The sequence below is a fragment of the Streptomyces sp. NPDC058375 genome (assembly GCF_042723425.1).
GTDB classification, from domain to species: domain Bacteria; phylum Actinomycetota; class Actinomycetes; order Streptomycetales; family Streptomycetaceae; genus Streptomyces; species Streptomyces durocortorensis.
This window is the reverse complement of sequence record NZ_JBHXJG010000197.1, coordinates 1-14,256: the sequence shown is the minus strand read 5'-3', so window position 1 is coordinate 14,256 and position 14,256 is coordinate 1. Positions and strand designations below refer to the sequence as shown.

10 protein-coding genes are annotated in these 14,256 nt (G+C 71.9%); 5 read left to right on the top strand and 5 right to left on the bottom strand.

Annotated elements, in window-relative coordinates:
• Nucleotides 1-66: 66 nt before the first annotated feature.
• From ACFWM7_RS26000 to ACFWM7_RS25985, 4 genes are all read right to left on the bottom strand, one after another.
• The gene (locus tag ACFWM7_RS26000; protein WP_383264654.1) at nt 67-2,025 is read right to left on the bottom strand and encodes an ABC1 kinase family protein; all 1,959 of its coding nucleotides are present in this window, start codon (nt 2,023-2,025) and stop codon (nt 67-69) included.
• Nucleotides 2,022-2,567 carry a hypothetical protein gene (locus ACFWM7_RS25995; RefSeq protein ID WP_383264651.1) on the bottom strand — a complete coding sequence of 182 codons (546 nt, stop codon included), beginning with the start codon at nt 2,565-2,567 and terminating at the stop codon, nt 2,022-2,024. Before ACFWM7_RS25995 ends, ACFWM7_RS26000 begins: the two co-directional genes overlap by 4 nt.
• A 142-nt stretch (nt 2,568-2,709) precedes the next feature.
• A complete protein-coding gene (locus tag ACFWM7_RS25990) occupies nt 2,710-4,884 on the bottom strand; it encodes an MMPL family transporter (RefSeq protein ID WP_383264648.1) in 2,175 nt (724 codons plus the stop codon).
• 111 nt (nt 4,885-4,995) lie between these two features.
• Nucleotides 4,996-5,697: a hypothetical protein gene (locus ACFWM7_RS25985; RefSeq protein WP_383264645.1), complete on the bottom strand. Its 702-nt coding sequence runs from the start codon at nt 5,695-5,697 to the stop codon at nt 4,996-4,998.
• Nucleotides 5,698-5,932: 235 nt separating this feature from the next.
• Here ACFWM7_RS25985 and ACFWM7_RS25980 point away from each other — a divergent pair, with 235 nt between their 5' ends.
• From ACFWM7_RS25980 to ACFWM7_RS25965, 4 genes are all read left to right on the top strand, one after another.
• Nucleotides 5,933-6,994, top strand: coding sequence for a polyprenyl synthetase family protein (locus ACFWM7_RS25980; protein ID WP_383264642.1), 1,062 nt, complete (start codon nt 5,933-5,935; stop codon nt 6,992-6,994).
• Between the two features lie 15 nt (nt 6,995-7,009).
• The gene (locus ACFWM7_RS25975) at nt 7,010-8,557 is read left to right on the top strand and encodes an acyl-CoA carboxylase subunit beta (protein WP_383264639.1); all 1,548 of its coding nucleotides are present in this window, start codon (nt 7,010-7,012) and stop codon (nt 8,555-8,557) included.
• Nucleotides 8,558-8,567: 10 nt separating this feature from the next.
• On the top strand, nt 8,568-8,825 hold the full coding sequence (locus ACFWM7_RS25970; protein ID WP_383264636.1) for an acyl-CoA carboxylase subunit epsilon: 258 nt from the start codon (nt 8,568-8,570) through the stop codon (nt 8,823-8,825).
• Nucleotides 8,826-8,958: 133 nt separating this feature from the next.
• Nucleotides 8,959-11,946 (top strand): BTAD domain-containing putative transcriptional regulator, encoded by a 2,988-nt coding sequence (locus tag ACFWM7_RS25965; protein ID WP_383264633.1) that lies wholly within the window; start codon nt 8,959-8,961, stop codon nt 11,944-11,946.
• Between the two features lie 12 nt (nt 11,947-11,958).
• Here the strand turns inward: ACFWM7_RS25965 and ACFWM7_RS25960 are convergent, their stop codons facing one another.
• Nucleotides 11,959-12,147 carry a hypothetical protein gene (locus ACFWM7_RS25960; RefSeq protein WP_383264630.1) on the bottom strand — a complete coding sequence of 63 codons (189 nt, stop codon included), beginning with the start codon at nt 12,145-12,147 and terminating at the stop codon, nt 11,959-11,961.
• A gap of 237 nt (nt 12,148-12,384) precedes the next feature.
• On the opposite strand from ACFWM7_RS25960, the gene ACFWM7_RS25955 reads away from it, so the two are divergent.
• Nucleotides 12,385-14,223 (top strand): BTAD domain-containing putative transcriptional regulator, encoded by a 1,839-nt coding sequence (locus ACFWM7_RS25955; RefSeq protein WP_383264628.1) that lies wholly within the window; start codon nt 12,385-12,387, stop codon nt 14,221-14,223.
• Nucleotides 14,224-14,256 lie beyond the last annotated feature (33 nt).

Genomic DNA, 14,256 nt, shown 5'->3' with positions numbered 1-14,256 from the left:
CCGCTCCTCAGGGGTCCGGCCCACGGTCGTGGAAGCCGGTCGGCGGCCGGCGTCGGCAGCCGGCGGTCAGCGTCTGGGGCCGCCGACCATCATGAACAGCACCCGCATCACCAGCACACAGCTGATCACCAGCAGGTTGTAGCCGAAGAACTCGAAGAGCCCGAGGCCCTCGCTGATCCGCGGCCCGCCGCTCGTCCGCAGCAGCTGCACACCCACCAGTCCGATCACGCCCCCGAGGAACGCCAACAACACCTCATGCACCAGGGAACGGATGTAGCGACGGTCCTCGGGGTCACCGAAAAGGCGCACGCCGACGACCATGTGGCCGCTCTCCACCGCGCTGCCGATGCGTTCGATACGCCGGGGGAGCCGCCGCAGCATCGGTATGACGCCGAGCAGTTCCTCGGTCAGAGTGCGCCCCAGCGCCTCCGGCCTGAGCTTGTGCAGGTGGCGGCTGACCGCGAACGAACGGGCCTCGGAGACGATGTCGAAGCCGGGCACGAGCCGGTCCAGCGACCCCTCCATGGTGGCCAGCGCACGGAAGACGGCCGCGATCTCCGGCGGTACGGTGATGCCGTGCCGCGAGACGATGGCGAAGAGGTCGGCGAACATCTCCCGGTCGGGCTTGATCCCCGGGGCGAAGTGGCGGGCCAGGAACTGGCCGAGGGCCCGCTCAAGACCCCGCTCGTCGATCTGCTCCGGCCGTGCGACCAGCTCCAGCAGGCTGTCGCAGAGGCTCGGAGGGTCGCCGCGATGCAGGGCCAGGAGCATATTGCTCAGCGTGGAGCGCAGTGACCGGTCGATCCGCCCGACCGACCCGAAGTCCAGCATGCCCAGGCGGCCGTCCTGGAGCAGCAGCAGGTTGCCGGGGTGCGGGTCGGCGTGGAACACCCCGCTGGTCATGATCTGGCCGAGCAGGCACTCCAGCATGGCGCGGGCCAGCGCCTGCCGGTCGAGGCCGCGCTCGTCGAGAGCGCCGGACACGTTGTTGAGGGGAGTGCCGTCCATCCACTCGGTGACCAGGACCCGCCGGCTGCACAGCTCCTCGTGTACCGCGGGCACAAGGATGGCGGATTCGCCGACGAGAGACGTCTTGATCGCGGCGGCCACGGACAGGGTGTTGCGCGCCTCGATCCGGAAGTCCAGCTCCTCCTGGAGCGAGACGGCGAAGCCCTGCGCCAGCGCCACCGCACCAACGCTGCGTCCCCAGTCGGAGTGCAGTTCGATCTTGGTGGCGAACCGGTAGAGGATGTCCAGGTCGTCGACGACGATGGAACGTGCCGCGGAACGCTGCACCTTGACCGCGACCTGCTCGCCGGAGTGCAGCCGGGCCCGGTGCACCTGGGCGATGGAACCCGCGGCCAGCGGTTCGCGGTCGAACGTGGCGAACACCTTGCCGGGCGGGGCCCCGAGCTCCTCGGTCAGCACCTGCTCCACCGCGGCCCAGGGCTCCGGCGCGGCCTGGTCCTGGAGCTTGCTCAGCTCCTCGATGAACTCGGGCGGCAGCAGGTCGTAACGGGTCGACAGCACCTGCCCCAGCTTGACGAAGGTGACGCCTGCCTCCTCCAGGGCCTGGCGCAACGAGGGTGCGAGCGCGATGCGTTCGGCGGCCGCGCCCGGACCGCGCCGCGACTTGCCGCTGAAGAAGCGGCCGAGACCGTGGCGGACGAATATCCGGCTGAGCCTGCTGTAGCGGCGGGTGCGGGCGAAGCGGCGCCGCAGGGCCCGGGGGAGCCGTACCAGGCCGGGGAGCGTCCCGCTCGGCATCACCAGTTCGGTGACCGCCAGGAAGGCCATCGCCACCAGCAGCGCACCCCCGATCTCCAGGCTGATCAGGGCCAGCGGCTCCACGTCGCGCAGCGGCCTGCTGATCAGGGTGGCCGCGACCAGGCCGACTCCGGCGGTGAGCACGGCACGTCCCTTGCCGATCCTGATGCCGAGCAGCCTGCGGGCGCCGGAGGCGAGCCCGGTGAGGAAGACGGTGAGGGAGAGCGCCGCGAGCAGGACGAGGACCGCGGTGTTCATCGCTCCCGCCGACGCCGCAGGTGGTAGGAGACGGTGACGGCGGCGAGGAGCGGGCCCCACAGCAGCAGCGGCGCGTAGCACCAGCCCATGAACGCGCGATGCAAGCCCGTGAGGGACTCCTGGTCGACCGAGTCCCAGATCATCAGCTGACTGAACGTCACCAGCGTGAGGATCAGGGCTCCGAGGGCTGCGGGAATGACGGCGGCCATCGGCCGGACGGGCCTGCCGCCGATGAAGGGCAGCCAACGCGGGGCGACCAGGCCCCACTTGCTGACCAGCCCCAGGGTGAGCAGGGCTGCGGCCTCCTGCGCGAGGCTGATCAGCGGGAGGATCAGATAGCCGCTGCCGGGGATGTCGTAGTCGGTGCGCAGGACTTCGTCGCTGTAGCCGACCGGGATGCCCACCGCCATCGCGAGGCGCCAGAGCGACGAGGGCAGGACGACCAGGGGGACGGCGTGGGCGGCCCAGCGCGCCCAGCGGGGGGGGGGGGGAGTGGTGGGGGCCGGCGACCGGCCGTCGGCGCTGCTGGTCTGTGTGGTCATGAGCGTAAGACTGCCCATCATCTCGTAGGCGGTGCAACCGGCCGAAATCCGGCACACCCCGCGCACCGTGGGGTGCGGGATGTGCCGGACGCGATCCGGTCTTTCGGTCGTGCCGTCGGGCCCGGGTGGAGCCGACGACGGGTCAGGCGCTGTGGTCACCACCGGAATGGGTGGTCACGGGAATGCGCGGGTCTTCTTCCCCGACGGCGTTCTCGGGCTTCGGCGGGTCCTCGCGGCGGCCGCCGGGCCACCAGGCCCGGTCGCCGAGGAGCGTGGTCACCGCGGGGACCAGCAGCAGGGCCATTACGAAGGCGGTCAGCAGGATGCCGAAGCCGACCGCGAAGCCCATCTGCTGGAGCATCGAGTTCTCGGCGAGCAGCAGCACGCCGAAGGTGCCGGCCAGAATGACGGCGGCCGCGGCGATCGTGGAGGCGGATTGGGTGGTCGCCCGGCGCACGGCCTCCGCCGGACTGCTGCCGCCCCGGATCTCCTCGCGGATCCGGGCCACGATGAGGATGTTGTAGTCGGTGCCGATCGCGACGACGAAGAGGTACACGACCACCGGCAGGGTGAAGAGCAGCCCCTGCTCACCCAGGACGCCCTGGAACAGCCACACCGTGGAGCCGAGGGTGGCGGCGAAGCCGAGGCCGACCGAGAGCATCAGGTACCAGGGCGCGACGACGCTGCGCAGCAGCAGGCCCAGGATGACCATGATGGCGAGGCCCGCGACGGGGAAGACGATGGAGTAGTCGCGCGAGGTGGCGTGCTGGATATCGGCGAGCACCGCCGTGGTGCCCCCGACGACCGCCCTGGTGCCCTCCGGGGCGGCCTCGTGCGCGGCGTCCCGCAGCGGTCCGGCGACCAGCTCGACGGCCTCGTCACTGGCGGGCTTCTGCTTCAGCACCACCCCGAACTGCGCGGTGTCGCCCTGCGGGCCGACGGCGGCCGGAGTGACCTGGCCGAGACCGGTCGCGCGCAGCTTCGCCTCGTACGCCGTGATCTGCGCCTGGTCGAGCCGCTGGCCGTCGTCGGCCTCGACCAGCACCCACGTGGGATCGGTCTGTCCCGCCGAGAATCCGCGCTGCACGTCCTCGGCGGCCTGCACCGACTCCAGGTCGTCGGGGAGCGATCCGGTGCTGTCGAACTGGGGGGTGAAGTTGAGGACGCCCACGGCGAGCACCGCGAGCAGCCCTCCGGAGGCGGCGGCCACCCGGGCGGGCCGACGCGCGATGACCGTGCCGACCCGGTGGGCGAAACCGTGGTCGGGCTGCTTGCGCCACGCCTTCGACGGCCAGAACGCCTTGGTCCCGAGCAGGGAGAAGACCGCCGGTACGAGCGTCAGCGCGGCGACGAGGGTGACCGCCACCGAGATGGCCAGCGCGGGGCCCATGGCCCGCAGCATGCCGAGGCTGGACAGCAGCAGCGCCAGGAAGGCGGTGATGACCGCTCCGGCCGCCGAGGCGATGGTCTCGCCGACCCGCGCCACGGCCTCGCTCATCGCTTCCTTCGGCGCCCGGCCCGCACGCAGGGACTCCCGGTAGCGGAAGAGCAGGAAGAGGATGTAGTCCGTTCCGACGCCGAACAGCACCACCACCAGGATCGAGGTGATCGAGGCGTCCGCCTGGAAGCCGCCCAGTTCGGCGGTGGCCGAGATCAGTCCGACCGCCACACCGAAGACCAGGCCGATGATGAGCACCGGCAGGATCGCGATCAGCGGACTGCGGAAGATCACCGCGAGCAGCAGGATGATCAGGACCAGGGTGGCCATCATGATCATGGCGTCGGTGTCGCCCGCCGACTCCTGGGAGTCGAGGGCCGTCGCCGTCGCGCCGGTCACCCCCATCTGCAGGGAGGTGCCTTTCAGCAGCGGCTGCGCCTTTTCGCGCAGCTCCTTCACCGACTCGATCAGCTCGGGATCGTAGGCGTTCTTCGTGGTGGCGTTGATGTTCGCCAGGGCGATCTCGCCCTTCGGGGACACCGCCTCCGGGGTCGTCGCCACCTTCCTGATCTTCTTCAGCCCGGCCTCGTCCAGCGCCGCGGCGATCCGCGTCACGTCGGCCTTGTCCGCGTCGGTGAGCGCGGCCTCGTCGGTGCGCTGGAACACCGCTATGGACGCGGGCTGTTCCTGCTGCGGAAAGGCCCGCTCCTGCACCTCGGCCGCCCGCACCGACTCGTAGTGGGACGGCAGGAACTCGGCCTGGTCACTGACCGACTTGAGCGGGGGCGCGAGCGAGGCCGCCGCGACCGCGGCGACCAGCCACGCGAGGATGGTCAACCAGGGGTGTCTGACGGCGGACCGCCCGATCCTTCCGAACATGGTGCTCCTTCGAGGGACTTCCAGGACGCCTGAAGTGTGGAGCCGGGCAGTCCGGTCAGGCGCCGGGAGCAGCGGTATGTGGCATCAACATGCCGCCCCGGGCCGATCCGCTCACTCGCAGCCGCGCTGCCAGTTCCAGCCGACGAAGCTGTGCTTCAGCTCGACGTCGAAGTCGCAGGACGCGGTGCCGTCCGCCTTGAGCGTCACGGTGGTGGAGTGCGTGTTCGCGTACCAGGCACCGGTCGGGTCGAAGACCCCCTGGTACGAGAACTCCGCCTGGGCCTCGTTGACGGAGGCCGGGCAGCCGGCGACGCAGTCGGCGCTCTTGCCGGAGGACTTCAGCGACCAGCCCGCGTTCCACGGTTCGCGGTTCCACTCCTGGGTCGCGTCGGTGGCCGACGCGGTGACCACGGTGCCGTCGAAGGACCAGTCGGACGTCGTGTACAGACCGGTCATCCGGATGTTGCAGCAGTCGTACATCTCCGACCAGCTGCGGACCTGCCGGGTGTCCGCAGCGGTCCGCGAGGAGACGGCGGCGGCCGGGGCGCCGGACTTCGGCACCAGGCGAGCCTCGCCCAGCACCGGGGTGCAGTCGGGGCCCAGGGTCACCTGCTGCTGTACCGCCATGCCCGCGGGCGGCAGGGGGAGGGCTCCGGACAGCTTCACGTCCGTGCACTCCCGGCTCTCGCCGGAACCCGGCGCGGGCGGCGCGCCCGCTCGGTCGGGTACGGCCGCGGTGGAGGCGGCGGCGGGGAGCGCGGTCAGGGAGAACAGGCCGGCCGTGAGCGCGGCGAGCACGATGCGGGGGCGCAATTTTCTTGCCTTTCCTCGGGATTCCGCCAGGGAGCGTATGCGCGGGCCGCGAGGTCCGGAGCTGTTCGGAGCTGTGAGGAAAAAGGTTGGCACGAAGCTGACAAATCCCGTGTCCGGGCCGGTCCGTGCCGTTCTGGCACCTTCATGTCAGCTCCGTTGCCCGAGGGAGCGGCCGCGACCGAGAGTGGTGGCCGATATGCGGACAGACGTTCCGCCGTGCGACGGAGGAGTGCCCGTGGACGCCCAAGACCCGTACGAAGGCGCTCTGTCGCTGCTGAGCCGCCCCGACGGCCTCATCGGCCGGCTCGTCCCCGGCGAACCCGGCTTCCAGGCCCGGATCGCCGAGGCGCTGGCCGATGCGGAGAAGAGGCTCCAGAGCTGTGCGGCCGGCGCCCCCGACCCGCGGATCGCCGAGGTCACCGGACACCTCGTCGCGGCCGGCGGAAAACGGCTGCGGCCCCTGCTGGTCCTCCTCGGCGCCGAGTTCGGCGAGCCCTGGCGGGACGGCGTCACCCAGGCTGCCGTCATCTCCGAACTCGTCCACCTCGCCTCCCTCCACCACGACGACGTGATGGACGGCGCCGACACCCGGCACGGCGTGCCGAGCGTCCACGCCCGCTGGGGCGAACGCGTCGCCGTGCTCGGCGGGGACTGGCTGCTCGCCCGGGCCGCCCAGCTCGCCGCCGTCCTCGGCGCCGAAGCCGTACGCCTCAACGCCCACACCGCCGGACGGCTGGTCTCCGGGCAGCTGCGCGAACTGGCCGGGCCCGCACCGGGCGAGGACCCCGTCGCCCACTACTTCCAGGTCGCCGCGGGCAAGACGGCCGCGCTGCTGGCCATGGCCCTCGGTATCGGCGCCTTCCAGGCCGCAGCCCCCGCCCCGTACATGGAAGCGCTCACCGAGTACGGGGAGCAACTCGGCATCGCGTTCCAGATAGCCGACGACCTGCTGGACCTCGACGCCCCCGCGGAGGTCACCGGCAAGGAACAGGGCAAGGACCTCCTCGCCGGGGTTTTGAGCCTTCCCGTGCTGCTCGCCCGGGCGGGGGAGGACGACGGGGACCGGGAGCTGCGCGCGCTGATCGAAGCCGGACCGGCCGCCGGACCCGCGGGTCACCGCCGGGCGCTGGAGCTCTTCGGCCGCTCACCCACGGCCGCCCGGGCACGTGCCCTGATGCACGAACGGCTGGAGCTCGCCCGTACCGCCCTGGACGTCCTGCCGGACCTGCCCGCCCGCCGCGCGCTCGGTGAGCTCTGCGATGTCGTAGCCCTCCGGGCCCAGGGCGTGTCCGGATAGTCGAAGGAGTTGGCCATGACGATGGATGAGCGAGTCGGCGAACTCGCCCGGATCCGGGGCGAGGCCCTCGAAGTCGCACCGAAGGCGACCGAGGCGCAGCACGCCAAGGGAAAGCTGACGGCGCGGGAGCGGATCGAGCTGCTGCTGGACGCGGGTTCGTTTCTGGAGGTCGAGCAGTTGCGCCGGCATCGGGCCACGGGGTTCGGTCTGGAGGCGAAGAAGCCGTACACCGATGGTGTGATCACGGGCTGGGGCACGGTCGAGGGCCGGACGGTCTTCGTGTACGCGCACGACTTCCGGATCTTCGGCGGGGCGCTGGGGGAGGCGCACGCCACGAAGATCCACAAGATCATGGACATGGCCATCTCGGCGGGTGCCCCGCTGGTGTCGCTGAACGACGGGGCCGGCGCCCGTATCCAGGAGGGTGTCTCGGCGCTCGCCGGTTACGGCGGCATCTTCCAGCGCAACACGCGCGCTTCCGGGGTGATCCCGCAGATCAGTGTGATGCTCGGTCCGTGCGCGGGGGGCGCGGCCTACAGCCCGGCGCTGACCGACTTCGTGTTCATGGTCCGTGAGACCTCGCAGATGTTCATCACCGGACCGGACGTCGTCAAGGCGGTCACCGGCGAGGAGATCACGCAGAACGGCCTCGGTGGCGCGGACGTGCACGCCGAGACCTCGGGCGTCGCGCACTTCGCGTACGACGACGAGGAGACCTGCATCGCCGAAGTCCGCTACCTGCTGTCGATGCTGCCCGCCAACAACCGCGAGAAGCCGCCCCGCGCCGCCTCCTCCGACCCGGCCGACCGGCGCTGCGAACGGCTCCTCGACCTCGTGCCCCTCGACGGCAGCCGCCCCTACGACGTTCACGAGGTGATCGAGGAACTCGTCGACGACGGCGACTACATGGAGGTCCACGAACGCTGGGCAGGAAGCATCGTCACCGCCCTCGCCCGGCTTGACGGCGATGTCGTCGGCATCGTCGCCAGCCAGCCCCGGGTGCTGGCCGGAGTCCTCGACATCCACGCGTCCGAGAAGGCCGCCCGCTTCGTGCAGCTGTGCGACGCCTTCAACATCCCGCTCGTCACCCTCGTCGACGTACCCGGCTTCCTGCCCGGCGTCGACCAGGAGCACGGCGGCATCATCCGCCACGGCGCCAAACTGCTCTACGCCTACTGCAACGCCACGGTCCCCCGCGTGCAGGTGATTCTGCGCAAGGCCTACGGCGGTGCCTACATCGTCATGGACTCCCGCTCCATCGGCGCCGACCTGTCCTTCGCCTGGCCCGCCAACGAGATCGCCGTGATGGGTGCCGAAGGAGCCGCCAACGTGGTCTTCCGCCGCCGGATCGCGGCCGCCGAGGACCCCGACGCCCTGCGGGAACAGCTGGTCAAGGAGTACAAGGCCGAACTCATGCACCCCTACTACGCCGCCGAACGCGGGCTCGTCGACGACGTCATCGATCCCGCCGACACCCGGACGGCACTCATCGGCGCACTCGCCATGCTGCGCGCCAAACACGCCGCCCTGCCCTCCCGCAAACACGGCAACCCGCCCCAGTGAGGAGAAACCGATGTCCGCACCGGCACTCCAAGGACCCCTGAGCGCGACGCTTTTCAAAGTGATCAGAGGCTGCCCCAGCCCCGAGGAACTCGCCGCCGTCACGGCCCTCCTCACCGCACTGTCCGCCTCCGCCGCCCCGCCCGCCGCCGACGCGGGCACCGCCCGGACCGGGGACACGGCCGACTGGGGACGCCCGGAGGGCTTCACCCCGGTCTCCTGGATGGCCCGGGGCCAGGGCCCGTCCGACCATTCCCGTCGTAGCCCGTAGGGCGGCCGCCCGGCCCGGGAATGGCAGCTAGCTGACGCCCCCGTTGCGGGGCCGGAGAAGGCCCTGCTACTCAGTCCGAAACGGCGAAACCGGCCGTACAGGCACGGCTGCGGCCGCGATCAGGAGGCAGCTCGTGCTTCAGGTGGTGTTCCGGATCCTGGGGCCGTTGGAGGTCACCGTCGAAGGACGACCGGTGGCCCTCCAGGGCGCCCGTCAGCGCACCATCATGTCGATGCTGCTGCTCGCACCCAACCGGGTGGTGTCCGTGGACGCCCTCGCCGACGCCGTATGGCGCGGCAACCCGCCCGCCACCGCCCGCAACCAGATCGCCATCTGCGTCTCCGCGCTGCGCAAGACCATCAAGAACGCCGTCGGTGTCGAGGACATCCTCGTCACCAGTCATCCCGGCTACATGCTCTACGCCGGCGAACACCGCATCGACGCCGCGGAGTTCGAGGAGCACGCGGCCAGAGGCCGGGAGGCGGCCCGTCGAGGCCGCACCGACGAGGCGTGCGCCCTCCTGGAGGAGGCACTCGCCATGTGGCGCGGCCCCGCGCTCGAAGGCGTCTCGGCCGAACGCGTCGAGGCGGAGGCCGCCCGGCTCACCGACATGCGCCTGGACGTCTACGAGGAGTACGCCGGGCTGCGTCTGCGGCTCGGCCAGCACCGGGAAATGATGGGCGAACTCGTCGCCTTCGTACGGGAACACCCGCTCCGGGAACAGGCCAAAGCCCACCTCATGCTCGCCCAGTACCGCTCCGGGCGCCGCGCCGAGGCCCTGGAGACCTACCGCGACGGACAGCGGATCCTCGTCGAGGAACTCGGCATCGACCCGGGCCCCGAACTCCGCGACCTGCACGAGGAGATCCTGGCCGACTCCCCGCGCCTCGGCCTGCCCGTCGAACCGGCCGAACTCGCCCCCCAGACCACCGTCCCGGCCCATCTGCCGCCCAGCGTGGCCTCCTTCACCGGGCGACGGCGTGAACTGGCCTCGCTCGACCGGCTGCTGGACCACCTGGAAGGCAGCGCCCTGCCGGTCGGCTCCATCACCGGCACCGGCGGCGTGGGCAAGACCGCCCTCGCCGTGCACTGGGCCCACCAGGTCTCGTCCCGCTTCCCCGACGGCCAGCTCTTCGCCGACCTGCGCGGCTACGACGGTGAGGAGGCGCCCCGCAGGCCCGGCGCCGTACTCGACCGCTTCCTGCGCGCCCTCGGTGTGCCCGGCGCGCAGATACCCGCCGAACAGGCCGAACGCACCGCTCTGTTCCGCAGCGTCCTCGACGGACGGCGGGTGCTCATCGTCCTCGACAACGCGCGCTCCTTCCAGCAGATACGCCCGCTGCTGCCCGGCAACGGGCGCTCCTGCGTCCTCGTGACCAGCCGCGACAGCATGGGCGGCGCGCTCGCCGGCGACTACTTCTTCGTCCCCCTCCACCTCGGCGCGCTCGAACAGGACGAGTCCATCGCCCTCCTCTCCCGGGTCGCGGGCGACGACCGCTTCGGCAGCGACCCGGTCGGCGCCGCCCGGCTCAGCGCCCTCTGCGACCGCCTCCCCCTCGCCCTGCGTATCGCCGCCGCCCGACTGGCCGCCAAACCCCACTGGTCGGTGCGGACCCTGGTGGCCCGACTGGAGGACCAGCACCGCAGACTCGACGAACTCAGCCTGGACGAAAGGGGGGTACGTGCCGGCCTCCGGCTCAGCTACCGCGGACTCCCCCCGGAGACGGCCCGGATGTTCCGGCTGCTCGGCGCCCTGAACATGCCTGACTTCGCCGCCTGGGCGGGCGCGGCCCTCCTCGGCATCGACCCGGTGGACGCCGAGGACCTGATCGAACAGCTCGTCGACGCCCAGCTCCTGGAGCCGCTCAGCGCCGCCACCGGCCACGTCCGCTACCGGTTCCAGGACCTGCTGCGGCTCTTCGCGGGCGAGTGCGCCGAGGCCGAGGACCCCGAGGAGGAACGACGGGCCGCGGTCCGGCGGGCCTGCGGCGCCTGGCTCGGACTCGCCGGAGAAGCCCACCGCCGGGTCTACGGCGGCGACTACACCGTCGTCCACGGCCCCGCCCCGCTGCATCCGCTCCCCGGCCACCTGGTCGACAGCCTGCTGGAGAACCCCATGGAGTGGTTCGAGAGCGAACGCTCATCGATCACCGGACTGGTCGACCTGGCGGCCAGGCACGACGAGTCCGCCTACGCCTGGGACCTCGCGATCACCAGCGTCACCCTGTTCCAGAACCGCAACTACCTGGAGGACTGGCGGCACTGCGGCGAACGCGCCCTCGAAGCGGCCGTCCGGACCGGCGACGCCCTGGGCGAGGCGGCGATGCTGCACACGATCGGCACCCTGGAGATCGTCCAGTGGTCCTACGACTCCGCGCACGAACGGCTCAGCCTGGCCCTGCGGCTGTTCGAGCAGCAGGGCCAGGCTCAGGGACGCGCCCTCGTGCTCCGGAACCTGGCGCTGTGCGAACGCCATCGCGGAGACATGGATCGTGCCAGGCAGATGGCACACCGATCGCTGGAGATCTTCCGCACGGTCGGCGACCACTACGCCGAAGCCCATGTGCTGGGACTCCTGGCGCAGATCGAACTGGAGCGGGGCGACCCGCAGGCGAGCCTCGTCCTGTCCTCGGAAGCGGTGGCCCGGAGCCGTGGACTGGGCACCGCGAGAGGAGAGGCGCAGAGCACCGTCCGTCTCGCCGAGGCGCTGCTGCACCAAGGGGACGGGGAGCGCGCGGAAGAGGCCTCCCGGCGCGCGCTCGAACTGGTCCGGGACAGCGGTGACCGCCGGGGCGAAGCCCACGCGCTGCGGACGCTGGGCGAGGCGCTGTGGCGCCGGGGGCGGACGGAGGAGGCGGAGGTGGTCCTCCGGGACGCGCTGGAGACCGCGGTCAAGGTGCCCGACCGCTACCTGGAGGCGCGGACGGCGATCGTCATCGGCTGCGTACAGGCGCTGCGCGCGGACCGTGCCGGCGCGGCGGGCAGCTTCAAGACGGCACAGGATCTGTTCACCGAGGTGGGGGCGCCGGGCTGGCAGGATCGCTGCACCCGACTGCTGAACGAACTCGGGGACCGTGAACACCCCGACGAGCAGGCACTGTTCGAGCTCGTACGGCCCTGAGACCGCCCGGGGTCAGGTCCACGGGTCGTCCAGCACCGCGACCGGGGCGCTCGTCCACGGATCGTCGCCCGCCACGGCCGAGCTCGCCCCGCCGCCGTACACCGCGCCGCCCACCGCCGCCAGGAGAGCCGCACCGGCCGCACCGGCCGCCAGACGGCCCATCGTCGCCTTGACGGATGCCGGGGAGATGAAGGTCCTCATGGTGTTCCTCCTTGGACGAGGTCCGTTGCCGGACCGGGCGCACACTTTCGGGTCGGCCGCGGGCTGCTGCCCCGCCGATGTCCAGAACGTTACGGAGGAGGCTTTTTACTGCTCTTTCGGAACGCTTTCGGCAGGACGAAATCGATGCGATGCCGACGAAAAACGCCAGCTCAGTAGGTTCCCCGGCAGTCGGCCCGCGATTCGAAACGGGCCCGCGGACAGCGGGGGAGGCCTCTTATGGACCTCAGGATCCTCGGAGCCGTGGCAGCCGAACTCGACGGCCGCCCGGTCCCACTCGACGGCAGCAAGCAGCGCACCGCCCTCGCGGCCCTGCTCCTCGCCGAGGGCACGGTCCTGTCCGACGAACGGCTCACGGTCCTCCTGTGGGGCTGGCGGCCACCCGCGACCAGCACCCGGCAGCTCTACACCTATGTCTCCCGGCTGCGCACCCGCCTGGGCCCCCGCCTCCGCCTGGAACGCCACGGCACCGGCTACCGGATGGACATCGGTGACGCGTCCTTCGACCGGACCGCCTTCCGCACGCTCGCCGCGACGGGCCGCGCCGATCTGCTGGCCCGCCGCTACCAGGACGCCGAGCGCCGTCTCGACCAGGCTCTCGGGCTGTGGCACGGGCCGGCCCTGACCGGCGTCACGGACCACCTGAGGGAGTCGGAGGCCTCGCAGCTGGAGGAAGCCCGGCTCGCCGCCCTGGAGGACCACGCGGAGGCGGCGCTCGCCCTCGGCCGGCACACCGAGCTGATCCCCGCGCTCACCCACCAGGTGGCGCTCCAGCCGATCCGCGAACGGCTCCGGGGCCAGCTGATGACGGCCCTGTTCCGCAGCGGCCGCCAGGCCGACGCCCTCGCGGTCTACGACCGGGGGAACGAGGCCCTTGCCGACGAACTCGGCATCGACCCGGGGCCCGTCCTGCGCACCCTGCGCCAGGAGATCCTGACGGGAGCACTCGCCCCGCCCGAGGCCCCCGAACGCGACACGGCCACGGTGTCACACCCCCCGGCCGTCGCAGCACGAGCGGCAGAGCCGGAAGCCTTCCCGGCTTCCCCGGCCCCGGCTTCCCCGGTCCCCGCTACGCTGCCCGCCGCCCCCGCCGACTTCGTCGGAAGGGCCGCCGAGACCCGGGAACTCCTCACCGCACTGCGCGGCCGCCGAGGCGCGGTGATCACCGGCGCCGCGGGCACCGGAAAGTCCGCCCTGGCCCTGCGGGCGGCCGAACAGTGCCGCGAGGACTTCCCGCAGGGACGGCTCTACGCGGACCTGCGCACCGCGGACGGCGGCCCCCGGGCTCCCGGGGAAGTCCTCGGCTGGTTCCTGTCCGCCCTCGGCGTCGCACCCGAGCGCACACCTGGGGCCCTCGACGAACGGATCCAGCTCTACCGCACCCTGCTGTCCACCCGCCGCCTGCTCGTCGTCCTCGACAACGTCTTCGACGACGCGCAGGTACGCCCCCTGCTGCCGGGCGAAGGACCGAGCCGCACCCTCATCACCGGAGTCCGGTCCCACCTCGCTTCCCTCGAAGGCCTGCACATGGTGCGCCTGGGCGCCCTGGAACCCGTCGAGGCGGGACAGCTCCTCGCCGCCGTCGCAGGGTCGGAACGGCTCACCGCGTCGCCCGAGGCCGCCGCCCGCATCGCGGAATCCTGCGACCGGCTGCCCCTCGCACTGCGCATCGCCGCGGCCCGGCTGGCCGCACACCCGCACTGGACGGCCGGGATGCTCGCCGACCGGCTGGCCCGGCCCGGCCGGAGGCTGGCGGAACTGCGTCTCGGCAGCCTCGACCTGCGGTCCGGGCTGCGGAACGTGGCGGACCAGCTGGACCCGGCCGACCGGACGGCCGCGGGCATCCTGGCGGCGGCCGGTCTGACCCGGCTGACCGCGGGGGACGCCGGCGCGTTGCTCGGCACGGCGGCCGACGAGGCGGAGGAGCTCCTCGAACGGCTGGTGGACGCCCAGCTGCTGGACGCCTGGAGCACCGACGGCGCGAACGGACTGTGCTACCGCTTCCCCCCGCTCGTCCAGCTCTTCCTCCAGCCGCAACACACCCCGGCCCCCTGCTGAAACCCGTCCACCCCACTCCGTGCGCCCCGGCCC

Coding starts and splice junctions, on each gene's coding strand:
- ACFWM7_RS25990 (WP_383264648.1), bottom strand. CDS start 4,884: ATGTTCGGAAGGATCGGGCGGTCCGCCGTCAGACACCCCTGGTTGACC.
- ACFWM7_RS25960 (WP_383264630.1), bottom strand. CDS start 12,147: ATGAGGACCTTCATCTCCCCGGCATCCGTCAAGGCGACGATGGGCCGT.
- ACFWM7_RS25975 (WP_383264639.1), top strand. CDS start 7,010: ATGACGATGGATGAGCGAGTCGGCGAACTCGCCCGGATCCGGGGCGAG.
- ACFWM7_RS25995 (WP_383264651.1), bottom strand. CDS start 2,567: ATGACCACACAGACCAGCAGCGCCGACGGCCGGTCGCCGGCCCCCACC.
- ACFWM7_RS26000 (WP_383264654.1), bottom strand. CDS start 2,025: ATGAACACCGCGGTCCTCGTCCTGCTCGCGGCGCTCTCCCTCACCGTC.
- ACFWM7_RS25955 (WP_383264628.1), top strand. CDS start 12,385: ATGGACCTCAGGATCCTCGGAGCCGTGGCAGCCGAACTCGACGGCCGC.
- ACFWM7_RS25970 (WP_383264636.1), top strand. CDS start 8,568: ATGTCCGCACCGGCACTCCAAGGACCCCTGAGCGCGACGCTTTTCAAA.